Origin of the sequence: Terrabacter sp. Root85, from assembly GCF_001429185.1 — a bacterium.
Lineage (GTDB): Bacteria > Actinomycetota > Actinomycetes > Actinomycetales > Dermatophilaceae > Terrabacter.
In genome coordinates this window covers 250766-273332 of sequence record NZ_LMIW01000013.1, presented here as the reverse complement: position 1 = coordinate 273332, position 22567 = coordinate 250766, and the positions used below count along the sequence as shown (strand labels likewise).

23 protein-coding genes, 1 tRNA gene and 1 riboswitch are annotated in these 22567 nt (G+C 71.9%); of the genes, 6 read left to right on the top strand and 18 right to left on the bottom strand.

Annotated elements, in window-relative coordinates:
* Positions 1-252: 252 nt before the first annotated feature.
* Complete coding sequence (locus ASE25_RS20480; RefSeq protein WP_235508771.1) at positions 253-1185, bottom strand: hypothetical protein; 933 nt, start codon at positions 1183-1185, stop codon at positions 253-255.
* Positions 1186-1327: 142 nt separating this feature from the next.
* Positions 1328-1975 carry a lysoplasmalogenase gene (locus tag ASE25_RS20475; protein ID WP_157623527.1) on the bottom strand — a complete coding sequence of 216 codons (648 nt, stop codon included), beginning with the start codon at positions 1973-1975 and terminating at the stop codon, positions 1328-1330.
* 110 nt (positions 1976-2085) lie between these two features.
* Here ASE25_RS20475 and ASE25_RS20470 point away from each other — a divergent pair, with 110 nt between their 5' ends.
* Both ASE25_RS20470 and ASE25_RS20465 read left to right on the top strand, forming a co-directional pair.
* Complete coding sequence (locus ASE25_RS20470) at positions 2086-2460, top strand: thioesterase family protein (RefSeq protein ID WP_056827198.1); 375 nt, start codon at positions 2086-2088, stop codon at positions 2458-2460.
* Positions 2461-2500: 40 nt separating this feature from the next.
* Positions 2501-3397: a hypothetical protein gene (locus ASE25_RS20465; RefSeq protein ID WP_157623525.1), complete on the top strand. Its 897-nt coding sequence runs from the start codon at positions 2501-2503 to the stop codon at positions 3395-3397.
* A gap of 7 nt (positions 3398-3404) precedes the next feature.
* Here ASE25_RS20465 and ASE25_RS20460 read toward each other — a convergent pair whose 3' ends face one another.
* The 5 genes from ASE25_RS20460 to ASE25_RS20440 form a co-directional block, all read right to left on the bottom strand.
* On the bottom strand, positions 3405-3734 hold the full coding sequence (locus tag ASE25_RS20460; protein ID WP_235508770.1) for a 2TM domain-containing protein: 330 nt from the start codon (positions 3732-3734) through the stop codon (positions 3405-3407).
* Positions 3735-3874: 140 nt separating this feature from the next.
* Positions 3875-4486: a YgjV family protein gene (locus ASE25_RS20455; protein WP_056776015.1), complete on the bottom strand. Its 612-nt coding sequence runs from the start codon at positions 4484-4486 to the stop codon at positions 3875-3877.
* 90 nt (positions 4487-4576) lie between these two features.
* Positions 4577-5815 carry a hypothetical protein gene (locus ASE25_RS20450; protein ID WP_056827196.1) on the bottom strand — a complete coding sequence of 413 codons (1239 nt, stop codon included), beginning with the start codon at positions 5813-5815 and terminating at the stop codon, positions 4577-4579.
* Positions 5816-5933: 118 nt separating this feature from the next.
* Positions 5934-6293 (bottom strand): multidrug efflux SMR transporter, encoded by a 360-nt coding sequence (locus ASE25_RS20445; RefSeq protein WP_056827195.1) that lies wholly within the window; start codon positions 6291-6293, stop codon positions 5934-5936.
* Positions 6293-6607 (bottom strand): multidrug efflux SMR transporter, encoded by a 315-nt coding sequence (locus ASE25_RS20440; protein WP_056827194.1) that lies wholly within the window; start codon positions 6605-6607, stop codon positions 6293-6295. The genes ASE25_RS20445 and ASE25_RS20440 overlap by 1 nt, the downstream gene beginning before the upstream one ends.
* A 10-nt stretch (positions 6608-6617) precedes the next feature.
* Positions 6618-6680, bottom strand: a riboswitch (guanidine-III (ykkC-III) riboswitch).
* A 104-nt stretch (positions 6681-6784) separates the two neighbouring features.
* Here ASE25_RS20440 and ASE25_RS20435 point away from each other — a divergent pair.
* Together ASE25_RS20435 and ASE25_RS20430 are read left to right on the top strand one after the other, a co-directional pair.
* Complete coding sequence (locus ASE25_RS20435; RefSeq protein ID WP_056827193.1) at positions 6785-9121, top strand: CHAT domain-containing protein; 2337 nt, start codon at positions 6785-6787, stop codon at positions 9119-9121.
* A gap of 14 nt (positions 9122-9135) precedes the next feature.
* The gene (locus ASE25_RS20430; RefSeq protein WP_056827192.1) at positions 9136-11079 is read left to right on the top strand and encodes a caspase family protein; all 1944 of its coding nucleotides are present in this window, start codon (positions 9136-9138) and stop codon (positions 11077-11079) included.
* Positions 11080-11136: 57 nt separating this feature from the next.
* On the opposite strand, the gene ASE25_RS20425 is transcribed toward ASE25_RS20430, so the two are convergent.
* The 6 genes from ASE25_RS20425 to ASE25_RS20405 form a co-directional block, all read right to left on the bottom strand.
* Positions 11137-11209 (bottom strand) — tRNA-Ala (locus tag ASE25_RS20425).
* A gap of 83 nt (positions 11210-11292) precedes the next feature.
* Complete coding sequence (locus ASE25_RS20420) at positions 11293-11958, bottom strand: histidine phosphatase family protein (protein ID WP_056827191.1); 666 nt, start codon at positions 11956-11958, stop codon at positions 11293-11295.
* Complete coding sequence (rsfS, locus tag ASE25_RS20415; protein ID WP_056827190.1) at positions 11955-12386, bottom strand: ribosome silencing factor; 432 nt, start codon at positions 12384-12386, stop codon at positions 11955-11957. Before rsfS ends, ASE25_RS20420 begins: the two co-directional genes overlap by 4 nt.
* Positions 12383-13024 carry a nicotinate-nucleotide adenylyltransferase gene (nadD, locus tag ASE25_RS20410; protein ID WP_056776002.1) on the bottom strand — a complete coding sequence of 214 codons (642 nt, stop codon included), beginning with the start codon at positions 13022-13024 and terminating at the stop codon, positions 12383-12385. Before nadD ends, rsfS begins: the two co-directional genes overlap by 4 nt.
* A gap of 2 nt (positions 13025-13026) precedes the next feature.
* Positions 13027-13245, bottom strand: a complete 219-nt coding sequence (locus tag ASE25_RS22955; protein ID WP_156415552.1) for a hypothetical protein — start codon at positions 13243-13245, stop codon at positions 13027-13029.
* 74 nt (positions 13246-13319) lie between these two features.
* On the bottom strand, positions 13320-13949 hold the full coding sequence (locus ASE25_RS20405) for a DUF402 domain-containing protein (protein ID WP_156415551.1): 630 nt from the start codon (positions 13947-13949) through the stop codon (positions 13320-13322).
* A gap of 129 nt (positions 13950-14078) precedes the next feature.
* Here ASE25_RS20405 and ASE25_RS20400 point away from each other — a divergent pair, with 129 nt between their 5' ends.
* Positions 14079-15230: a glycosyltransferase family 2 protein gene (locus tag ASE25_RS20400; RefSeq protein WP_056827189.1), complete on the top strand. Its 1152-nt coding sequence runs from the start codon at positions 14079-14081 to the stop codon at positions 15228-15230.
* Here the strand turns inward: ASE25_RS20400 and ASE25_RS20395 are convergent.
* Positions 15215-15910, bottom strand: a complete 696-nt coding sequence (locus tag ASE25_RS20395) for a bifunctional 2-polyprenyl-6-hydroxyphenol methylase/3-demethylubiquinol 3-O-methyltransferase UbiG (RefSeq protein ID WP_056827188.1) — start codon at positions 15908-15910, stop codon at positions 15215-15217. The genes ASE25_RS20400 and ASE25_RS20395 overlap by 16 nt on opposite strands.
* Positions 15911-15956: 46 nt before the next feature.
* Positions 15957-17240 (bottom strand): glutamate-5-semialdehyde dehydrogenase, encoded by a 1284-nt coding sequence (locus ASE25_RS20390; RefSeq protein ID WP_056827187.1) that lies wholly within the window; start codon positions 17238-17240, stop codon positions 15957-15959.
* Positions 17241-17355: 115 nt separating this feature from the next.
* On the opposite strand from ASE25_RS20390, the gene proB reads away from it, so the two are divergent.
* The gene (gene proB / locus ASE25_RS20385; protein WP_056775994.1) at positions 17356-18468 is read left to right on the top strand and encodes a glutamate 5-kinase; all 1113 of its coding nucleotides are present in this window, start codon (positions 17356-17358) and stop codon (positions 18466-18468) included.
* Positions 18469-18717: 249 nt separating this feature from the next.
* Here proB and ASE25_RS20380 read toward each other — a convergent pair whose 3' ends face one another.
* From ASE25_RS20380 to ASE25_RS20370, 3 genes are all read right to left on the bottom strand, one after another.
* Entirely contained in the window at positions 18718-20364 is a 1647-nt protein-coding gene (locus ASE25_RS20380) for a cation acetate symporter (RefSeq protein WP_056775991.1), read from the bottom strand.
* A complete protein-coding gene (locus ASE25_RS20375; protein WP_200959197.1) occupies positions 20361-20648 on the bottom strand; it encodes a DUF485 domain-containing protein in 288 nt (95 codons plus the stop codon). Before ASE25_RS20375 ends, ASE25_RS20380 begins: the two co-directional genes overlap by 4 nt.
* A gap of 274 nt (positions 20649-20922) precedes the next feature.
* Positions 20923-22554 carry a cation acetate symporter gene (locus tag ASE25_RS20370; protein ID WP_056775987.1) on the bottom strand — a complete coding sequence of 544 codons (1632 nt, stop codon included), beginning with the start codon at positions 22552-22554 and terminating at the stop codon, positions 20923-20925.
* Positions 22555-22567: the final 13 nt, after the last annotated feature.

The following is a 22567-nucleotide window of genomic DNA, read 5'->3' as shown; positions in this document are numbered from 1 at the left end:
AAAAGAAAACCCCTCGCGCAGGAGGGGAAGCCGCGTTGATGTCGGGAGTCCCGACCTTCGTCAACGCGGCTGCGGAAGGAGCAGCAGGCCAGCCATGCGCCCAAGGTTAGCGCAGCCCCAATCCCTATCCCGCGGGCGCTCACCCGAGTGCGCCCCACCACGTCGAGTGGCCCCGCGCCCCCACCCATCACACCCTGGGTGATCCCACGGCAACTCGAGTGAGCGCCCAGCCACAATCGAGTGAGCGCCCCGTCACCATCGCGGGCTCCCGCCGTTCCGCATCCCTCGCTGGATCGCCACGTCGATCGCGTGCTGTGAGAAGAAGCGCGGGCTGACCTCGCTGAGCCGGAGCTCGTCGGCAGGAACCCTCAAGCTCCAGGCCATCCTCTCCACGAGGGCTCGCCGTGCTTGATCATCACTGACGTCGGACTTCCAGATCTCCTGCACGGTCCAGCCATCCCGTTCGAACGCGCGGCGGCGATGCTTGTCGTGCTCACGTTGTTCGTCGGATGCGTGGAACTCCTCTCCTTGGTACTCACCGATGACCTTGACGGGCTTCTTGCCGGGTCGATGGATCTTCCAGACAAGGTCACCGAACCCCAGCAGACGACCGGAGCCGTCGGACGCGTGGACCGGCTCGTTCAACAGCGGCTCCGGCAGGCCGGCGCGCACAAACATGACCCGGACAACCGACTCCATCGGTGATGCCGAACCGAACCGGATGAGTCCCAGAGCCTCTTGGAGCGTGCGCTTGCCACGCGGACGTGTTCTCCGCCCGAGTGCAACGCGTAGGGGTTCGACAGCGCCGAGTCTCGTCGCGCAGGCATCCCCGAGGACGATGAGGTCATCGAGTCCGACAGGTCTCCCCCGCCCGACCAGCTCACCCATGTCGACCCAGGTGTCCGCAGGACAGACGACCTGCATGCCGTCGACCGTCACCATCTCGCGGGGGTGATGGAAGCGATGTCCGACGATCCCATCGATTCGCGTCTGCGCGTGAGCGATCGGCCTCATGGCGTGCAAGCGCACGTCTTCCGCTATGGCATACGACAAGGGAAGACCGAGCAGCCGCGCCGCAGTCACGTGTGAGAACGCGCTGGAAGCTGGCAGCACGGGAAAGGCCGCCCTGCACTGAGCGAGGAGCGCCTCGTCGATGACGGGTTCTGGCACCTGAAGTCTGCGCACCCGTTCACTGTCGGCACCGAGCACCGACAGCGGAAGTGCGAGGACACGTCTGTGGAAGCCGAGCTCTGAAGGCAAAGAGGTGTGGACGAGCGCTCACTCGACTGGGACTGCGCGCTCACTCGAGTGGGGTGGGGGGCGGGGTTCAGCGGTAGAGGGCTACGACGATGAGGGTCTGGGCCACGTGGTAGGTCACGATGACCGTGAGCGGCGCCCAGCGGCGCTCGTGGACGAAGCGGTCGTGCCCGAGCACGGTGTCGGAGACGACGAAGACCAGACACCCCAGGAGCAGCAGCCAGTCGCCCGTCCCCGCCGCGACGAGCACGAGCACGAAGAGGACGAGCTGGTAGACGAACACCGGCCCCTTCTGCGGCCCGGAGTGGCGCACGATGTCCCGCCCGGCCTTCGCGTGGAGGACCGCCAGGAAGGGCACGGCCACGAGGACCGGCCACGGGAAGCCCTCCGCCCGCACCGTCTCGAGGATCGCCCAGACGTAGGCCAGGTGGGCCACGAGGAAGGCCCCCAGGCCGACGAGGAAGCGGGTCTCCGTCGCGTGCAGCAGCGCGACGTCGCCGATGAGGCAGAACGCGAGCGCCACGATGACGGTCAGCAGCGGCGGTGAGCCCGGCACCCGTCCTTCCCAGTAGAGCGACCACGCCAGCCCCATGAGGAGCAGCACGACGAGCGGCTTGGTGATGCGCTCGACGAGGTGGTCGCCGCGCAGGACGGAGCCCCAGTTGATGAGCGCCGTCACCCCGAGCGCCACGCTGGTAACCCACAGATGGGTGGTCACGGACCCACATTCCCAGCCGCGGCTCAGGTTCGCCGCGCAGACACGCTGCGGACGTCCACCACCTGTCGAGACGAATCGGCGTACGTCCAGTTCTCTGCCAGACTCGTCCAATGCCCATGCGCAAGTTCCAGCACACGGTGACCGCCGACGACACGTCCGCCCAGGTCGGCAGCGGTGACCTCGACGTCCTCGCGACCCCGCGCCTGATCACGTGGTGCGAGAACGCCGCGTTCCAGGTCTGCAAGCAGAACATCGACGCCGACCACACGACCGTCGGCACCATGGTGAGGCTCGAGCACGTGAAGGGCAGCGCGGTCGGCTCCGAGATCACCGTGCTGTGCGCCGAGCCGATCAACGACGGACGCCGCCTCGTCTGCCACGTGACCGTCAAGGACTCCGACGGCGAGGAGATCGCCAAGGGCGAGTTCCACCGTGCCGTCGTCGACCCGGACCGCTTCATGAGCAAGTGCCAGCGGGTCCACTGACCCGCAGCCACCTCCCAGCCGCGGTTGCCACCATGACCGCGTGACGTCCGGACTGCTCGGTGCGCTCCTCGCAGCGCTCGCGTACGGCGCGGCCACCGTGCTCCAGGCCGTGGGCGTACGCCGGGTCTCCGCGCTGCCTCCCGGCACCTCCCTGCGCGAGCGGGTGCGGGCCGGCCGGCCGTATGCCGTGGGCCTCGCCCTCGACGGCGTCGGTTTCCTCGCGTCCGTGGCCGCCTTGCGCACGCTGCCGCTCTTCCTCGTCGAGTCCGCGGTCGCCTCGTCGGTCGCCGTCACCGCGGTGCTCTCGGTCGTCGTGCTCGGCGTGCGTCTCGGGAGGGCCGAGGTCGTCGCGCTGCTCGTCGTCGTCGCCGGGCTCACCGGGCTCGCCCTGACCGCGGAAGCCGGACCGGCCGTGCGCCCCGGGCCCGGCGCGACCTGGTGGCTCCTCGCAGCAGCCGCGGTCGTCGCCCTGCTGCTGGTCGTCGGGACCGTCGACCACGACCGACGACGGGGGGCCGTCGTCCTCAGCGTCGGCGCGGGCCTCGGCTTCGGAGGCGTCGGCGTGGCGGCCCGACTGCTCGAGGTCCCCCCGTCGGCCTGGCAGCTCGCCACGGACGGAGTCGCCTGGGCCCTCGTCGGCCACGCCGTGCTGGCGACCGTCGCCTACGGTCTGGCCCTGGCCCGCGGCCGGGTCACGACCGTCGCGGCCCTGACGTTCGCCACCGAGACGGTCGTCCCCGCCCTCCTGGGGGTGCTCCTCCTCGGCGACCGCGTCGCGCCCGGGCAGGGTCCCGTCGCCGCGCTCGCCTTCGTCGCCACGCTCGGCGGCTGCATCGCCCTGGCCGGTCGCGCCGAGCCCCCGGGCCCCGCCCGCCGGGACCCGGGCGACGACGCGAGCGGCCCGGCCGCCGTGCCCGACGTGTCCCGGCAGCGCTGACCTGCGGTCACCGTCGCCGCAGGCGCTCCATCTCGGTCTCGATCTGTTCCTCGGTCGGCGCATGGACGACGTAGGCGTCCACGGCGTTCGCCACGACGCCGATGCCCCAGCCGGCGATCGGGAAGACCGGCCAGAAGAAGCCTGCCCCGGTCATGGCCCAGATCAGGACGAGCATCCCGTTGACGAGCACGTAGATGAGCAGATGGACGCGGAAGTCGGCCTTCTTCTTGAGCCTGCCGAGCGCTCTGCCGCGCAGATCGACCTCCGTCACAGCGCGGTCGATCGTCGGGTCGGGCTCATCGTGGTGGGGTTCGACCGGAAGCTGGTTCGCGGTCATGGTCGTCACCGCTCCTTCGCGGGCCGCCGCGCAGGAACTCTGCGCAGCTCCCTGCTTCCAGCGTAGGCCGGACCCGAGCGGCCGGCCGGCGAGCGTGCGGGACGTCACCGTCGCACACGGCCTGCGGGGCTCGCGAGCGGTCAGAGCACGTAGGCGTCGCCGTCGCGGTGGAAGCCCAGGCTCTCGTAGTACGGCTCGACCATGTCCGGCGGTGTCAGCACCCGCCGGAACCCGCGCCGTCGGAACGGCCCCTCGGGACCGAAGACGAACTCCCCCGGCGTGACGTCGCGGTGGCGCGGCGTCACCCAGTCGAGCAGCAGCTGCGCCGTGTGCTGGCCGGCGTCGCGCATGAGGACGACCCCGACCGTCTCGTCGCCGCGGAGCACGAGGTAGGACGGGTCCCCCGCGAACGGGTCGTGCACGAACGCCGGGTTGTAGCGCCGGATGTCACCCTCGTGCACCCGCAGCACGTGCCGCAGGTAGGTGTCGTCTCCGGCGACCTCGAGCACCTCGTAGACGCCGGAGTCGTGCTTCTCACGCGACATGCGCGCGAGGTAGTAGACGTTGATGCCGGCGAGCACGACGTTGAGCCCGACCATCGGCCAGACGTGGTTGACCGCGTTGTAGGCGATGAGGACGACGCACCCGACGAGGTTGATGATCCTGAGCCGGCGCAGCTGCGTCTGCAGCAGCGACCAGACGAGGATCGCCGACCCGATCCAGCCGACGGCCTCGAGCCACCAGGTACCCATGGGCGCGACCCTAGCGCCCGGGGCGACCCGGCCGGCCGGGATTCAGGGTGGTCCGCGTCGTCCGGACGCGGACCACCCCGAGGCCGCGGCTCAGGCGTCGGGCGCGACGAACTGCGGCAGCAACGCCTCGAACCGGGAGTCGAGGGTGAGCGACGGGAGGACCTGCCCCTGCTTCTGCGCGTCGGCCGCGACCGACGCGCCCCACGACGAGGCGCGCAGCCGCTGGTCGGGCGTGCCGTGGTGGCCGGCGCTCGTGAACGCGCAGTCACCCACCTGGTAGAAGGACTGCTCTGCCTCGAGGACGCGCCTGGTGTTGAGGGCGAGGCCCCGCTTGTGGGTGACGAAGTACGTCCCGAAGGCGTCGGCCATCAGCTCGGTGCGACGGGTCGCCTCCGGGCCCGTCAGCGGCGAGGCGAAGAGGTTCTTGTCGTACTGCACGTGGTGGCCGTACTCGTGGCCGAGGACGGCGCGCGGCCCGACGTCGCCGACCCCGATGGCCCCGAGCGCGTCGAGCATCCCGTCACCGAAGATCAGCTTGTCCGGCAGCGAGGAGATGACCGGGTCGGGGTCGCCCACCCCGCTGAAGGCGAACGCGTTGAGGGTGAAGATCGGGCTGGCCCCGCCGTCGAGGCCGGGGTCGGACGTGACGACGTCGACGACGATCGCCGCGAGCTCGGCCGCATGGGCGTCGGAGACGCCGTAGAGCACACCGATCAGACGGGCGAGCCGGGCGGGGTCACGCATGACGTCGCCGTGCATCGCCATGAGCTGGATGTCCGTGCCGTCGGTGTCCCAGAACTTCTGGGCCGCCCGGAACGAGCTCGTCAGCTCGTTGCGCGAGTCCTTCGTCAGGGCGTAGGCCGGGTCGCCCGTCGACCCGAAGAGCAGGGCGTCGTAGGTCGGGAAGTCGAAGCCGCCGAGCAGTGAGAGCACGAACAGGCTCGACGGGTCGATGCGGGCCACGACCCCGTCGACGTACGCGTCGAGCCGGGTCGGCGCGCACTGGTAGTGCGTCGGGTCGATGGCGCGCCCCAGGGCGTCCTGGGCCGCGGACGGCTCCACACCGAACCTCTCGAGGGCGCTCACCTCCCGGGCCCGCCAGTCGGCAGGCAGGTGCGCCCGTGCCGCGGCGAGCAGCGCGGACGCCCTCGGGTCGGTCGTCGTGCCCGAGACGTAGTCGTAGGTCTGGCCGTCGGCGGCGACGGACGCCGAGACGCTCCGGCTCTGGGCCTGGGCAGCGGGAGCCGCCGTGGCGACCGCCGCCCCGGTGGCCCCCGAGATGGCCAGCGACGTGACGAGAGCGATCGTCCTGGTCGTGGTCCTGCGCACGTGAGAGCTCCTTCGTGTCGTGCCCCGGCCCGGTGCCGGGGCGACGCGCCCATCATCACCGCCGGGGCCGACACCGACCCCCGAAACACCGCATATCCGATGAACGGCGCGATGCGTCTCACGCCGCGGGAGCGTCGTCCCCGCCCGGGGTCTCGGCCGCCTCGTGCCCGACGAGCTTGAGTCCGACGACCGCGGCGACGATCCCGACGAGCAGGACCACCTTGACGGCGGAGAACGCCTCCCCGCCCGTCGTCATCGCCCACGTCACGGTGAGCGCGGCCCCGAGACCCGTCCACACGGCATACGCCGTCCCGATGGGGATGGTGCGCACGGCGTGCGCGAGCCCGACCATGCTGAGCGCGCCCGCGACGAGGAAGACGACCGCCGGGACGGGGCGCGAGAGCCCCTCGGACGCGGCGAGCGCCGAGGCCCACACCGCCTCGAGGACGGCGCTGACGAGCAGGACGACCCACGGCATCACGCCACCGCCTTGAGGCCGGCGACGCACGCGACGAGCACGACCAGGAGGGCGGCCCGGGCGCCACCGAGGCGCTCCTCGCCGCGAGCGACCGCGAGCAGGACGGTGCCGACGGCGCCGATCCCGACCCACACGGCATACGCCGTGCCGGTGGGCAGGGCGGTCATGGCCCACGCGAGGCCGACCATGCTGAGCACGAGGGAGACGGCGAAGAGGACGGTCGGCCGCGGACGGCGGAAACCGCCGGACGCGGCGAGCGCGGTGGCCCAGACGGCCTCCAGCGCGCCGGACAGGATGAGGACGAGCCAGTGCACGGCGTTCCGATCTGGCCGTCTTGTCGCTGTGCGGGTACGGCTCCCTCGTCCGCGAGCGCGGCTCGCGCTCACCGACGATTCTACCGAAGGGGCGCGTCCGGGTCGAAACGACGTATCAGGAGCGCCCGCCCGGCGTACTGTCGAGTGCAGGCGCGCTCCTGCGAACAGAGGATCGCCATGAGCCGTGACTATCTCGACTTCGACGTCGCCGTCACCCGTGAGGGCCAGGGGTATGCCGCTCACGTCCTCGCCTCGCCCGCGGGCGAGGCGTCGGCCCCCTTCACGCTCCCGTTCGCCGCCACGGACCTCGCCCAGTTCATGATCGCGGTGGGACCGCCGCGGGTGTCCTCGAGGCGACTCGTGCCCGCCGAGGCGCGCGTCGTCGACGTCAAGGAGTACGGCCGCCGGCTCGGCGACGCACTGCTGTCGGGCGATGTCGGGCGGGCCTTCCGCGAGAGCCTGACGACCGCCACCGGCCAGGGCAGGGACCTGCGGCTGCGGCTGCGGCTCGACGCCGTGCCGGACCTCGACCCGGTGCCGTGGGAGTACCTCTACGACTCGAGGCTCGGTCGCTTCCTCACGCTCTCGCAGGAGACGCCGATCGTCCGTCTGCTCGACTCGCTCGAGCGCCCACCGGTGGTCCACGTCGATGCGCCCCTGCGCGTCCTCGTCATGATCTCGAGCCCGAGCGACATGCCCGAGCTCGCCGTGGACCGCGAGCGAGAGCTGCTCACGGCGACGACCGGCGACCTCGTCAAGAGCGGCCGCCTCAGCGTGACGGTCCTCGAGGACGCGACCCTGACCGGCCTCCAGCGCGCCCTGCTCGACGACTTCCACGTCTTCCACTTCATCGGCCACGGCGGCTTCGACCAGCAGGCCCAGGAGGGCGTCCTCGTCCTCGAGCGCGAGGACGGCACGGCGCACCGGGTCTCCGGAGCGCGGCTCGGGACGCTGCTCCACGACGCCCGGACCATGCAGCTCGCCGTCCTCAACGCGTGCGAGGGCGCACGGACGTCGGGACGCGACGCGTTCTCCGGCGTCGGCCAGGCCCTCGTGCGCCAGGGTCTGCCGGCGGTCGTCGCGATGCAGACCGAGATCTCCGACCGGGCCGCCCTCGTCTTCAGCCACGAGTTCTACTACTTCCTCACCCGCGGACTGGGCATCGACGCCGCGATCTGCGAGGTGCGCAAGGCGATGGCCGTCTCCGACGAGGCCTCGGAGTGGGGCACCGCCGTGCTGCTGCGGTCGGGCGCCGACCAGCCCTTCTCGTTCACGACGAGCGCCACCGCCGCGACCGAGCGGCCCGACAGCCGGCTCGAGTCCCTCTACGACGCCGCGAAGGGCGCGTTGCTGGCCCGCGCCCCCGCGACAGCCCTCCCGCTGCTCGAGCAGATCGCCGCCGAGCATCCCGACTACGAGGACGTCACCCAGCTGCTCGAGCGGGTCCGGCCCGAGGGAGCGCCCGCCGACGACGGCCCGACGCCGCTGCCTCGTCGCGACCCCGTGAGGCTCACCCAGCCGCTCCCGCAGCCGGACACCCAGTCGGACACCCAGCCGGACACCCAGCCCGACACCCAGCCGGACACGCGACCGGTGGCCCGTCCCGAGCCGCAGCCGGACCCTCGGCCGGACCGGCGGGGGGACGACGCGCCCCCACCACCCGACCCGCACCCCCGCCGCAGGGGCAACGGCTTCGTCCGCAGCCTCATCGGGCTCGTCGTCCTCTTCGGGCTCTTCTGGCTCGGCGCGACCCAGGTCCCGAAGTGGTTCAAGGGGGCCACGGCCGCCGTCACGAGCGCCTGCGGCCCTGCGCCCGCGGCCGCGAACGCCCCGGCGACGACGTTCGTCGCCGGGTGCGCCACGACGACACCGGCTATCGACGGTGACTTCGCCGACTGGGACGGCGTGCCCACGGCCCCGATCCCGCACGTCGTCGCCCAGGTGGGCACGCCCCAGCCCGAGTTCGGCGGCGACTGGCAGGTCGTCTGGGACAGCGGCGCGCTCTACCTGCGCGTGCACGTCGTCGACCCGGACATCCGCAGCGTCAACCTCGCCACCCCCGGTGCCTGGTTCAACGGCGACGGCTTCTCCTTCGAGTTCGGCCCGGACGCCCGGAGCCTCGACCCGAAGGCCACGACGCGACGCGGCCAGGACGTCCACGTCATGGTGGGACTGTCCCGTGACGCCCCGACGTCCGGCGTCGCCTCGATCAACCCGGCCGGCCGCGGCACCTTCACCACCGGCACACGCCACCCCGAGATCACCGTCGGGCGGGCCGACACGCTGACTGGCTACGACCTCGAGGCCCGGGTGCCGTGGTCGGCCCTCCAGCTCAGGAAGGCTCCGGTCCGCGGCTCCGTCTTCTCCATGAACGTCAACCTCAGCGACGCGACGAGCGCCCCGGCCACGTGGAGGCTGCGCACCATGAAGAGCACGAATGCCGCCCGCACCGCCGACACGCAGGGCTTCCCGCACGGCTGGCAGACGATCACCCTCGCCGACGCGGCCTCCTGAGACGGCCGCCTCAGATGGCCGGACGCCTGCTCGCCCTCCTCGTCGGGATCGACGCCTACCCGACACCGATCCCGCCCCTGTCGGGCTGCGTGAACGACGTCACCGGCTTCGCCGACGTCCTGCGCGACCGCGTCGGCGAGGACGCCCTCGACCTCGTCGTGCTCACCGACGGCCAGGCCACGCGGGCGGCCGTGACCAGCCGACTCAGCGAGCACCTCGGCCGCGCGGGCGCCCAGGACGTCGCGCTCTTCTACTACAGCGGGCACGGTTCGCAGCAGACGACCCCCGAGGAGCTCTGGTCCATCGAGCCCGACCACCGCAACGAGACCCTCGTGTGTGTCGACAGCCGCTCTCCCGGCAGCTGGGACCTCGCCGACAAGGAGCTCGCGGCCCTGCTCGACTCGATCTCGGCGACCGGCTGCCACACGCTCGTCGTGCTCGACTGCTGCCACTCGGGTGACGGCACCCGGGACGCCGACGAGGTGGTGCGCCTCGCGCCCCCTGACCCGCGACCCCGACCCGCGTCGACGTTCGTGGGGCTCGGCGAGGCGACGGCCGGCGCACCCACCCGGAGCGCTGCGCGCTGGACACCCGCAGGCCGTCACGTCCTGCTCGCGGCCTGCCGGTCGTCCGAGAAGGCGAAGGAGGTCACCGTGCTCGGCCGCCAGCGCGGCGCCCTGTCGGCGGCGCTCGAGGCCGCCCTGCTCGGCAGCGACGGGCGCCCCTCCTACCGCGACGTCCTGCGGATGGTGACCGCCGACGTGACGAACCGGGTCACCGACCAGCACCCGCAGGTCGAGACCGCCGACGCGACCGAGCTCGACCGGCCCTTCCTCGGCGGCGCGATCCCGGCCACCCCGAGGCCGCTCACCCTGAGCAGGCTGCCCGACGGCTGGTCCATCGACTCTGGCGCCGTCCACGGCGTGCCCGAGCCCATCGGTGACGACACGACCGAGCTGGCCGTCTACCCCCTGACCGGCGAGACGTCCGGGTCGCCGCTCGCCACCGCGCTCGTCACGAGGGTCCTGCCCGACCGCAGCCTCGTCCGCCTGACGCCCGCGCTCGACGAGGCGTACGTCTACCGCGCCGTCGTCACGTCGATCCCACTGGCGCCGCTGCGCGTCGGGGTCGTCGGCGACGCCGCGGGGACGGCGGCGCTCCGGACCGCCGCCGACGCCGCGGACGAGACGCTCGTCGACCTCGTCGAGGGTGCGGGGGACGGCGACGGCCCTGCGGACCTCCTCGTCGAAGCCACCCCCGACGGCTTCGTCATCACCCGTCCCGGCGTCACGCGCCCCCTCGTGCCCGTCGTCGCGGGCGAGGCCCGCGAGGAGCGCACCATCCTCGCCCTCGAGCGCGTGGCCCGCTGGCTGCGCCTCTCCGCACTCACGAACCCCGCCACGCGCCTGCCCGACGCCGCCGTCCGCGTCGAGGTGGACGCGGGCACCGGGCCCGTCGGAGCGGGCGGCACCCTGCCGATCGCGTATGCCGGCACGGACGCGCCCTGCTTCACCGTCCGTCTCGCGAACACCACGTCCACCCCCCTCTGGGCGGCGCTCCTCGACCTCACCGAGACCTACGGCATCTTCACCGACGCGTTCCCGGCCGGATCGGTGGCGCTCGGCCCCGGCGAGGCGACGAGCGTCGACCTCGTCGGCCAGGTCGACGACGCACTGTGGGAGGCGGGCACCGTGTCGTTGCGCGACCAGCTCATGGTCGTGACGAGCACGCTCGAGTTCGACCCGAGGTCGCTCGAGCAGGAGGAGCTCGACGTCAGCGCCGTGCCGGCGGCCGGGACGACGAGGAGCGCCGACGAGCCGCCGGCCCTGCGCTCCAACCTCGAGCGCGTGCTCGGCGGCACCCGGACGCGGCGCCTGGGGCCGCGCACCGCATCGGCGGCCGTGGCCGACTGGCGCACCGACTCGGTCTTCGTCGTCACGACCCGCCCACGCGCCTGAACTCGCACCCGGGACGGAAGAAGGCCGGACACGGTGTGTCCGGCCTTCTTCGTTGGGTGGAGCTGAGGGGACTCGAACCCCTGACCCCCTGCATGCCATGCAGGTGCGCTACCAGCTGCGCCACAGCCCCTTGCGGGTGTCACCTCGTCGAAGCGACTGCGTAACCATAGCGGGTCTCCGGCCGAGAGCCAAAATCGGGGGCGGCCTTTCGGGTCAGACGTTCCAGGGCCCGAGGTTCCAGCCGCTGATGCGCCACCGGGTCACCTCGGAGAAGCTCTTGCCGGCCTCGACGAGCTCGATCCAGTGGCAGTTGTCGAGCCCGCGGAACACGGCGTCCGACACGTCCTGGTCGAGCCCCACGAGGGCGCTGGCCGCGACGCGTGCGGACACTCCGTGGGCCACGACGACGGCGGTCTCGCCGGGGAGCAGCTCCCGGGCGACGTCGCGCAGCGCGGCGCCGGCACGCTCGGCCACCTGCGCCCGGGTCTCCCCCGTGACCCCGCGAGGGGTGTCCTCCCCCCGGTCGAGGGCGGCGATGACGTCCGGGTAGCGCTCACGCACCTCGTCGGCGTGCATGCCCTGCCACTCGCCGACATGCACCTCACGCAGGCGGGCGTCGAGGCGCACCTCGAGGCCCGTCAACCCCGCGATGGCGTCGGCCGTCGAGGCCGCACGCCGGAGGTCGCTCGAGACGATGAGTGCCGGCGCGTAGGCGGCGAGGTGCGGGGCCGCGGCCTCCACCTGCTCGTGGCCGCGGTCGGACAGCTCGGTGTCCTTGTGGCCCTGCCAGACGCGGGCTGCGTTGTCGACCGTCTCGGCGTGCCGGACGATGACGATGCGGCGCGGCCCGATGGGGGGCACGGACCCGGCTGCGGTCACGCCTGGTCGACCTCGTCGACCTCGTCGACCTCGTCGCTCCCATCGTCGGCTCCCGGACGGGCCGGCGCCTCCACCGTGGAGAGGTCGATCTCGGGGCAGTCCTTCCAGAGGCGCTCCAGCGCGTAGTACTCGCGCTCCTCCTCGTGCTGGACGTGGACGATGATGTCGCCGAAGTCGATGAGGACCCAGCGGCCCTCGCGCTCGCCCTCGCGGCGGATCGGCTTGCTGCCCAGCTCACGCAGCCGGTCCTCGACCTCGTCGACGATGGCGCCGACCTGCCGCTCGGACGGTGCGGAGGCGATGACGAACACGTCGGTGAGCGGCATCTGCTCGCTCACGTCGATGGCCATCACCTTCTCGGCGAGCTTCTCCTCGGAGGCCAGGGCGGCCACCTTCGCGAGCTGGATCGAATGGTCTGCTGCGGTCACGAATCTCCTCGGGGCGGTGCCGACGACAGGTGCGTCGGCACGGTGCCTGCGCTCGCCAGGTCGGCGGCATACAAGCGGTACTTGTTGATGTACTGGACGACCCCGTCGGGCACGAGGTACCAGACCGGGGCGCCGTCGGCGACGCGCGCCCGGCAGTCGGTGGAGCTGATCGCCATGGCCGGCACCTCCTGCAGCGTGACCCGGTCCTCGGGCAGCCCCTTGTCGGACAGCTCGTGGCCGGGACGGGTGACGCCGATGAAGTGGGCCAGCTCGAAGAGGTGCTCGGCGTCCTTCCAGGACAGGATCTCGGCCAGGGCGTCGGCGCCGGTGATGAAGAACAGCTCGTCGTCGGGCCGCTCGGTCCTGATGTCGCGCAGGGTGTCGATCGTGAACGTCGGCCCGGGCCGGTCGATGTCGACCCTGCTGACGGTGAAGCGCGGGTTGGAGGCCGTCGCGATGACAGTCATGAGGTAGCGGTCCTCGGCGGGCGAGACGTGACGGTCCGCCTTCTGCCACGGCTGACCCGTGGGGACGAAGACGACCTCGTCGAGGTCGAAGCGCGACTGGACCTCACTGGCGGCCACGAGGTGGCCGTGGTGGATCGGGTCGAACGTCCCGCCCATGACGCCGAGGCGCATGGTCAGTGGTGGGCCCCGTCGGATCCGCTCGTGCTGCCGTGCGTGCCCTCACCCCGGCGCGGCGACTGCACCTTGTAGGCGGTGTTGCGGAAGCTCCACGTGACGGCGAGCGCCACGAGGAACAGCGAGAAGGTGATGAAGAAGTAGGCGATCACCGGCATGGGAAGCTCGCGGGCGGCTTCCTCCCCCTCGGTGACGAGTGCGAGGACACGATCAGACATGCGCCCAGCCTAGCGCCCGCCCGCCCCGGCCGACGCAGCGCGTGCCCACCGGGGTCGTATGCCGTCCGCCCTGCTCACTCGGCACGCGGCGCCGCCTCCCCGCTCGGGACGGGCGCCTGCGCCTCCGCGCGTCGCAGCCAGTCGTGCCCGACCGTCGCGAACGGCTCGTCGCCGGCCACGACGGCCGCGTGGACGAGGTCGCGCCACCGTTCGGCGAGGGCGACGACCTCCTCCGGGTAGTCGAGCTCGACCTGGTGCTGCGCGAACTCGTCCTCGTCGTCGACGTAGAGGTGACCGTCGCGGGTCAGCACGACGTCGAGGTCGAGGTCCACCATCGTCACCTCCCACTCCGGTCCGCCGTCGGCGGCCTCGCGGCGCTGCCAGACCGGATCGGTGGTCATGTCGACGTAGACGCTGATCTCGCGGTGGGCCGGGTAGAAGCCCACGACGAACGCCCCCTCGTGCGGCACGAGGGAGACCCAGCCGCTCGACTCGACGAACTCGACACCGGGACGCACGCACCGCGTGCCGACCGGTGCGTACCACCAGTGACCGTGCTCGTCGGACCCGAGATAGCGACCGTCCCACTCCCAGTGGCGGCCACCGCCCCACTTCGTGAAGCGCCCGGCGACGGCCGTGCCGGGCTCGAGCCCGCCCGACGGCATACCTCGTCGGGACGGACGGTCGGCGGCGGCAGAGGTCACGCCCGGCACGCTACCGGCGCCGCGGCGGGCGTGCAGCGCACGAGCAGGGACGTGCAGGGGACGTGCAGGTACAGCACGCGCACAGCGAGGTGACAGGCACAGCCCATCCGCGGCCGTACCCTAGAACCCATGGTTCCCGAGTTGTCCGTGGTCATCCCGATGTACAACGAGGAGGAGGTGCTCCCCCTCCTCGTCGAGCGGCTCCGACCGCTCCTCGACGGCATGGGCACCACCTACGAGGTCGTCGCCGTCGACGACGGCAGCAAGGACCTGACGGCCGCGCTGCTCCAGCGCTACCACCGCGAGTGGTCCCAGCTGCGCGTCGTGCGTCTGCGCGCCAACGCCGGGCACCAGGCCGCGATCTCCGCCGGCCTCGTCAGCGCCCTCGGCGACTACGTCGTCACGATCGACGCCGACCTGCAGGACCCGCCCGAGATCATCCCGCAGATGCTCGCGGCCGCGAAGGACGACGGCGTCGACGTCGTCTACGGCGTGCGCAACGACCGCTCGACCGACACGTGGTTCAAGCGGGCCTCGGCCCAGGCGTTCTACAAGCTCATCGGCCTGATGTCGCAGACCTCGGCCCACGCCGACGCCGGCGACTACCGCCTCATGTCGCGCGCCACCGTCGACGCGGTCAACAGCCTCCCCGAGCACAACCGTGTCCTTCGCTTCATCGTGCCGGCCCTCAACTTCCCGTCCGACACGGTCGAGTACAAGCGCGAGGAGCGCGCGGCCGGGGACTCGAAGTACCCGCTGATCAAGATGATCAAGCTCTCGCTCGACTCGCTGACCGGCTTCTCGACGGCGCCGTTGCGGCTCGCGACGTTCGCCGGCTTCGGTGGTGCGGTCCTCGCCGTGCTGCTCGTCCTCTACACGCTGATCTCCCGGTCGCAGGGCCACACCGTCGCCGGTTGGACCTCGACCGTCGCCATCGTCGCGGGCGTCGGCGCCGTCCAGCTGGTCTGCGTCGGCATCCTCGGCGAGTACATCGGCCGGATGTACGGCCACATGCAGGGCCGCCCGACCTACTTCATCGCCTACGACTCGATGACGACCGACATCGGCGCGCACGGTCCGACCGACACTCCCCTGCCGGCTCAGCCGAGCGGGGAACACATCCTCACGACGTCGGACGAGTCGGAGACCGACACCGTGACGCTGCTCGACCCGACAGCCGACCCCACGCCCCAGCCCACGCCCCAGCCCACGCCGCAGCCCACGCCCCAGCCCACGCCCCAGCCGGCGTCGCAGCCGATGCGCACTCAGCTGCGCGGCTGAGCGCGCACGAGGAGGCTGACGCCGGGCAGGCCGCCGACGGGCAGGTAGCGCTCGGCGGTGATGATCGTGCGCAGCCCGAAGTTGACGACCGGGTGGAGGTTCTCGAGGTCCGAGCCCGAGCTCGTCCGGCGGCGCATCGCCACGACGGGACGCAGCAGCACGTTCCACGACCGCACGTCGGTGACGTCGAAGCCGCCGCGGTCGAGCAGGTCGAGCAGGCCCTCGCGGGTGTAGCGGCGTACGTGGTCGACGGCCTCGTCGTGCTCGGACCACAGCTTCGGGTCGGCCGGCACGGCCAAGAGGTATGTGCCGGTCGGCTTGAGCACACGGCGCACCTCGGCCACCGCGGCGGCGTCGTCGTCGAGGTGCTCGAGCAGGTCGAAGGCCATGACGAGGTCGAGCGAGTCGTCCGCGAGCGGCAGCCGGGTCGCGTCGCCGCGCAGCGTCGCGAGCCCTCGACCGTGCGCCACCTCCGCGCCGTCCGAGCCGTACTCGAGGGCGACGGCGTCCCAGCCGTGCTCGCGCAGGACACGGGTGTTGCCCCCGCCCGCGGCGCCGATGTCGAGGGCACGTCCGGGCACCAGCCCCGAGATGGCCTTGGCCAGGAGGTGACGCCGCTCGCGGTACCACCAGTGGTCGTCCTCCAGCTCAGCAAGCTTGCGGACCTCGGTGCCTTCCATGGTGCGCCATCATGCCACCCGGGGTCGGGGGCTGCGCCGGCACCCGTCAGCGCGTGTGGCCGTCGCCCTCGACGATCCACTTCGTCGTCGTCAGCTCGGGCAGGGCCATCGGCCCGCGGGCGTGCAGCTTCTGCGTCGAGATGCCGATTTCGGCGCCGAAACCGAACTCCCCGCCGTCGGTGAAACGGGTACTGGCGTTGACCATGACCGCCGCCGCGTCGACCTCCGCGGTGAAGCGCCGGGCCGCCGCCCGGTCTTCCGTGACGATCGCCTCGGTGTGTCCGGTGCCGAACCGACGGATCCGGTCCATCGCCTCGTCGAGGTCGTCGACGACGGCCACGCTCATCTCGAGGCCGTGCCACTCGGTGCCGAAGTCGGCCTCGCTCGCGATGGCGTATGCCGCCCCGGCCGCCTCGGCGTACGGCGTGACCTCGGGTGCCACGTGCAGTCGCACGCCGGCCCCCGCGAGGTCGGTGAGCGCCTTGGGCAGGAAGTCGTCGGCGACGTCACGGTGGACGAGGAGCGACTCGGCCGCGTTGCAGACGCTGGGGCGGTGGGTCTTGGCGTTGAGCGTGATGGCCCGGGCCTTGTCGAGGTCGGCGGCCCGATCGACGTAGACGTGGCACACCCCGACGCCGGTCTCGATGACGGGGACCGTCGACTCGCGGACCACCGTCTCGATGAGGTCGGCCCCGCCGCGCGGGATGACGAGGTCGACGTGGCCGCGCGCCGTCATGAGGGCCCGCGCCGCGTCGCGGCCTCCCTCCTCGAGCAGGGTCACGGCGTCGACCGGGAGGCCCTGCTCGGCGAGCGATCCGCGCATCGCCTCGACGAGCGCGTGGTTGCTGCTCGCCGCGGCCGACCCGCCGCGCAGGAGGACCGCGTTGCCGGACTTGAGGGCGAGGCCGGCCGCGTCGACGGTGACGTTGGGCCGCGCCTCGTAGATCATCCCGATGACGCCCATCGGCACGCGCACCTGGCGGATCTGCAGCCCGTTGGCGAGGGTCGACCCACGGACGATCTCTCCGACGGGGTCGGGCAGGGCCGCGACGTCGCGCAGTGCCTGGGCAACGGCAGCCACGCGGGTCTCGTCGAGGCGCAGCCGGTCCTGGAGGCTCTCGCTCATCCCCGTGGCTCGACCACGCTCGATGTCCTCGGCGTTGGCCTCGATGACCGCGGGTGCGGCGGCGTCGACGGCGTCCGCGAGCAGCAGCAGGGCCGCGTCCTTCTCGGCACGGGACATGAGGGCGAGCCGTCGTGAGGCGGTGCGGGCGCGCTCCGCCAGGGCCGTCACGTGCTCGACGACGGCGGGGTCGATCGTCTGGGACATGCCTCAAGCGTAGGTCGTCGCGCACCCGGACGACCGACCGTCTCCGGGGGCTGGACCGGAGGTCCGCGACGGACAGCCCTGCGTGGTCCCACGGCCCGTCACTAGAGTTCGAGGTGTGTCGCCCCACTCCGTCATCAGCACCGCTCGACGGCTCGTCGTCAAGGTCGGCTCCAGCTCGCTGACCGGCGTCGACGGCGGCATCGACCACGGCCGGCTCGTGGCTCTGGCGAACGCCTTGGCGCACAAGCACCTCGACGGCACCCAGATCGTCCTCGTCAGCTCCGGTGCCATCGCCGCCGGCATCCACCCGCTCGGCCTGAGCGCCCGACCCCGTGACCTCGCGACCCAGCAGGCAGCCGCCTCGGTCGGCCAGGGCGCCCTGCTCGCCGGCTACACGCAGGCGTTCGCCGGACACGACATCACCGTCGGTCAGGTGCTGCTCACCGCCGACGACGTCACGCGACGTACGCACTACGCGAACGCCCGACGCACGCTCGAGCGGCTCCTCGACCTCGGCGTGCTGCCGATCGTCAACGAGAACGACACCGTCGCCACGAGCGAGATCCGCTTCGGCGACAACGACCGGCTCGCCGCCCTCGTCGCCCATCTCATCGACGCCGACGCGCTCGTGCTCCTCTCCGACGTCGACGCCCTCTACGACGGGCCCCCGAGCCGCCCCGGGGCCCAGCGCATCCCGGTCGTCCGCGGCCCGCAGGACCTCGTCGGCGTCGAGATCGGGGGCAGCGGCTCGAAGGTGGGGACGGGTGGCATGACGACGAAGATCGAGGCGGCCCGGATCGCGACCGCCGCGGGCGTGATCACCACGGTCACGGCCGCGGACCGGGTCACCCAGGTGCTCGCCGGCGAGGACGTCGGCACCTTGTTCCTGCCGATCGGAGTCCGCGGACGGTCGAGACGGCTCTGGCTCGAGCACGCGACGACCGCGCGCGGGCGGCTCATCATCGACGACGGCGCCGTCACGGCCTTGGTCCAGCGCAAGAAGTCGCTGCTCCCCGCCGGCATCACGGCCGTCGAGGGCACCTTCCACGACGGAGACCCCGTCGACGTGTGCTCTCCCGACGGCACCGCGATCGCCCGCGGTCTCGTCAACTACAGCTCGTCCGAGCTCCCGTCCTTGCTGGGACGGTCGACGAGGGAGCTCGCCCGCGAGCTCGGCCCGGAGTACGAGCGGGAGGTCATCCACCGCGACGACCTCGTCGTCATCTGACGACGAGCACCAAGGCGCTCCGTCACGGTCCGCCCGAGCGGTAGCGCCGGCCGGTGCAGGCGCGGCCGACGGTCCGGGGACGCCCCCACCCGTCGGCTGCCCATCCGCGCGGTGGCGCAGGCGTCCGCTCGTGCGCGGCATCGAACCCTCCTGTCCGTGGCCGCACCCCGGACGCGCGAGTGGCCGCGCACGCCCCTGGCGTGCGCGGCCACTCCCCGTCTCCCGCGAGCTCGCGGAGGGACGGTCGGCTCAGTGGTGGGTCGCGGTCTCGGCGCCGTGACCGGTGAGCGAGCGCACCTCCATCTCGGCGTACTTCGCCGCGTTGTACTCACGGCTCGTGACGGTCCCGATGTAGCCGAGGACGAAGCCGAGCGGGATCGAGATGATGCCCGGGTTGTCGAGCGGGAACCAGTGGAAGTCGACCCCCTGGAGCATCGACGGGCTCTTCTTCGTCAGCGGGTCGATCGGCTTGCCGGAGACGACCGGGCTGAAGATGATCAGCGTGATGGCGCTGATGAGGCCGCCGTAGATGCTCCACAGCGCACCCCTGGTGTTGAACCGCTTCCAGAAGAGCGAGTAGAGGATCGTCGGCAGGTTCGCGCTCGCGGCGATGGCGAAGGCCAGCGCCACGAGGAAGGCGATGTTCTGGCCGAGGGCGAAGATGCCGCCGATGATGGCGATGGCGCCGAGGACGAGCGCTGCGATGCGCGCGACCTTGACCTCCTCCTCGGGGGTGGCGGTGCCCTTCTTGACGACCGTGTTGTAGATGTCGTGCGAGAGGGAGGCGCTCGCGGTGATGGTCAGGCCGGCGACGACCGCGAGGATCGTCGCGAAGGCGACCGCCGAGATGATCCCGAGCAGGATCTCGCCGCCGAGCTCGAAGGCGAGCAGCGGGGCGGCGGAGTTGACGCCACCGGGTGCGGCCTTGATGGCAGCGGCGCCGACGAGGTCGGCCGCCCCGAAGCCGAGGATGAGCGTGAAGATGTAGAAGATGCCGATGAGCCAGATCGCCCAGACGACGGAGCGACGGGCCTCACGTGAGGTCGGGACCGTGTAGAAGCGCATGAGGACGTGCGGCAGGCCGGCCGTGCCGAGGACGAGCGCCATCGACAGGGAGATGAAGTCGACGGGGTTCTTGTACTGCAGACCCGGCTGGAGCAGGTCCTTGCCGCCGGCCTCCTGCGACGTGGCCGTCGCCTCGCCGAGCAGGTTCGACAGGCTGAGGCCGAACTTGGCGAGGACCCAGAACGTCATGATCGCCGCGCCGATGATGAGCAGCACGGCCTTGATGATCTGCACCCAGGTCGTGCCCTTCATGCCGCCGAAGATGACGTAGAAGATCATGAGGATGCCGACGACGACGATGACGAGCCGCTGGCCGACCGCCCCTTCGATGCCGAGCAGGAGGGCCACGAGGCCACCGGCCCCCGCCATCTGGGCGAGCAGGTAGAAGAACGACACGACGAGCGTCGAGATGGCCGCGGCGATGCGGACCGGGCGCTGGCGCAGCCGGAAGCTGAGCACGTCGGCCATCGTGTACTTGCCGACGTTGCGGAGCAGCTCGGCCACGAGCAGCAGGGCGACGAGCCACGCCACGAGGAAGCCGATGGAGTAGAGGAACCCGTCGTAGCCGTTGATGGCGATGGCGCCGGCGATGCCGAGGAACGAGGCCGCCGACAGGTAGTCACCGGCGATGGCGATGCCGTTCTGACGGCCGGTGAAGGCACGTCCACCCGCGTAGTACTCCGCGGCGCTGCGGTTGTTGCGCGACGCCCGGATGACGATGGCGAGGGTGACGACGACGAAGAGGGCGAAGATGCCGATGTTGATCGCCGGGTTGCCGACCGTCGTCGCCGCGGGGACGAGGGACGGGGCGGAGGTGAGGAGCGCGCTCACTGCTGCACTCCCATCTTCTGGGCGAGGGCTTCGGCCTCGGGATCGAAGACGCGGTCGGCCCAGCGGGCGTAGACCATCGTGATCGTGAAGGTCGAGACGAACTGGAGGAGGCCGAGGATCAGGCCCCACGTGATGTTGCCGAGGACCCGCGTCCCCATGAAGTCCTTCGCGAAGACGGACAGCAGGACGTAGAGGAAGTACCACGCGAGGAACAACGCGGTCAGCGGGAAGACGAACCTGCGGAACTTGCTGCGCAGCTGGTCGAACTCGGGCGAGTTCTGCATGGCGACGTTGGGATCGTCGACCACGCGCTCTGGAGCCTCTTTGCTCACTTGGCCACCTCCGGGGCGGTTGGGTCGTGCCTGGGTGCTGGGCGTTCAGCGCGGTCCTGCCGCCGCCGCTCCCCCCGGACGGTCCCGTGGTGACGTCGACGCCCCTGTCGCTCCGCGCTGCCGGCACAGGGCCGGCGAGAGCCAAGGTAGGAGCCCGCGCCGTGCCCCGGCAGGCGCAGCGTGGGCGGCATCGCCCAGCGGCGCAGACGGCTCGCCGTGCGCGGGATCAGCTGCGACGAGCGGTCGTCCCGGGGCGACGAACGGTCTCCCCCGTGCTGCCGTATGCCGGGTGCTGCGTCCCGTCGGACGCCCCCTCCGCGGTCGGCGGCCGCCGGTACCAGCGCTCGGGGTGGAACGAGCCCCGGTTGAGGTCGACGTTCTCGGGGGCGTGCAGCCGGACCATCGTCTGCGCGACGTGCTCCGGGGTGCTTGATCGGGTGGCCAGCGACACGAGCACCATCGTCGCGAAGGCCAACGGCACGCTGACGGCCGCGGGCTGGGTGAGGACGACGCCGAACCAGCCACCGGTGGCGATGCCGAACGTCGTCGTGACGACGGCTCCCATCGAGAGAGCGCCCCCGACGACGAGGCCCGAGATCGCCCCACGCGAGGTGAGCCCCCGCCACCAGATCCCGAGGAGGAGCATCGGGCAGAACGTCGACGCGGCCACCGCGAAGGTCAGCTCGACCGCGTGGGCCACGGGGACGCCGGCCGAGACGACGGTGAGCACGAGCGCGCCGGCCACGACCGCGACCGTCGTCAGGCGGAAGGTGCGGATGCCCTGGCGGTGCCCGGCGCCCCAGCGCACGAGGTCCTGGCTCACGACGCCGGCGACCGACACGACGAGGCCGGTCGACGTCGACAGGAACGCGGCGAACGCCCCCGCGGCGAGGACGGCGGTGAGGCCCTCTGCGACCGGGCCGTCGAAGAGCCGGCTCGGCAGCTCGAGCACGACCGAGTCGGCGCGGCCCGCGGCGACGAGGTCGGAGGCGACGTAGCGCCCGATGACGCCGTAGACGACGGGCAGCAGGTAGAAGCCGGAGAGGAGCACGAGGACCGCGAGCGTCGTCCGCCGCGCGGCCCGGCCGTCGGGGTTGGTGTAGAAGCGGACGACGACGTGGGGAAGGCCCATCGTCCCGAAGAAGGTCGCCAGGACGAGGGAGTACGTCAGGTAGAGGGCGTGGTCACCCTGGAGCGGCTCGACCCAGTCGGTGACGAACACCGCGCCGGCGGCGGGGTCGTCGCTGCGTTCGCCGACCGCGCCGAGCAGGAGGAAGAGGGGCGTCAGCAGGGCGAGCAGCTTGAGCCAGTAGTGGAAGGCCTGCACGAGGGTGACGCTCCGCATGCCGCCGGGGAGGACGTTGAGACAGACGACGACGGCGACGGCGAGCTGCCCGACCCACGACGGCGCCCCGGTCAGGGTGCGCAGCGTCAGGCCCGCGCCCTGGAACTGAGGGATGAGGTAGAGCAGGCCGATCGCGACGACGAGCAGGCTCGACGCCCGGCGGGCGACGACGGACTCGAGGCGCAGCTGGGCGAAGTCGGGCAGCGTGTAGGCCCCCGACCGGCGCAGGGGCGCCGCGACGAACACGAGCAGCAGGAGGTAGCCCGCGGTCCAGCCGATCGGCAGCCAGAGCATGTCGACGCCACGCGCGAGGATGAGCCCGGCGACCCCGAGGAACGATGCGGCAGAGAGGTACTCACCGCTGATGGCCGAGGCGTTGAGCACCGGGCTGACGCCGCGGGAGGCGACGTAGAAGTCGCTCATGGTCCGCGAGAGCCGCAGCCCGAACGCGCCGACCGCGAGGGACGCGATCGAGACGAGGACGACGGCGACGATGCTCGCGGCGTTGTTCACCGGTGACGCACCC

What these genes read in the sequence shown, in the direction of transcription:
- ASE25_RS20460 (WP_235508770.1), bottom strand. Translation starts at nt 3,734, where the DNA reads ATGACCGCGAACCAGCTTCCGGTCGAACCCCACCACGATGAGCCCGAC.
- ASE25_RS20390 (WP_056827187.1), bottom strand. Translation starts at nt 17,240, where the DNA reads ATGTCCCAGACGATCGACCCCGCCGTCGTCGAGCACGTGACGGCCCTG.
- ASE25_RS20455 (WP_056776015.1), bottom strand. Translation starts at nt 4,486, where the DNA reads ATGGGTACCTGGTGGCTCGAGGCCGTCGGCTGGATCGGGTCGGCGATC.
- ASE25_RS20445 (WP_056827195.1), bottom strand. Translation starts at nt 6,293, where the DNA reads ATGCCGTGGGTCGTCCTGCTCGTCAGCGCCGTCCTCGAGGCGGTGTGG.
- nadD (WP_056776002.1), bottom strand. Translation starts at nt 13,024, where the DNA reads ATGCGCCTCGGCGTCATGGGCGGGACGTTCGACCCGATCCACCACGGC.
- ASE25_RS20435 (WP_056827193.1), top strand. Translation starts at nt 6,785, where the DNA reads ATGAGCCGTGACTATCTCGACTTCGACGTCGCCGTCACCCGTGAGGGC.
- ASE25_RS20470 (WP_056827198.1), top strand. Translation starts at nt 2,086, where the DNA reads ATGCCCATGCGCAAGTTCCAGCACACGGTGACCGCCGACGACACGTCC.
- ASE25_RS20400 (WP_056827189.1), top strand. Translation starts at nt 14,079, where the DNA reads ATGGTTCCCGAGTTGTCCGTGGTCATCCCGATGTACAACGAGGAGGAG.
- ASE25_RS20430 (WP_056827192.1), top strand. Translation starts at nt 9,136, where the DNA reads ATGGCCGGACGCCTGCTCGCCCTCCTCGTCGGGATCGACGCCTACCCG.
- ASE25_RS20375 (WP_200959197.1), bottom strand. Translation starts at nt 20,648, where the DNA reads ATGCAGAACTCGCCCGAGTTCGACCAGCTGCGCAGCAAGTTCCGCAGG.
- ASE25_RS22955 (WP_156415552.1), bottom strand. Translation starts at nt 13,245, where the DNA reads ATGTCTGATCGTGTCCTCGCACTCGTCACCGAGGGGGAGGAAGCCGCC.
- ASE25_RS20395 (WP_056827188.1), bottom strand. Translation starts at nt 15,910, where the DNA reads ATGGAAGGCACCGAGGTCCGCAAGCTTGCTGAGCTGGAGGACGACCAC.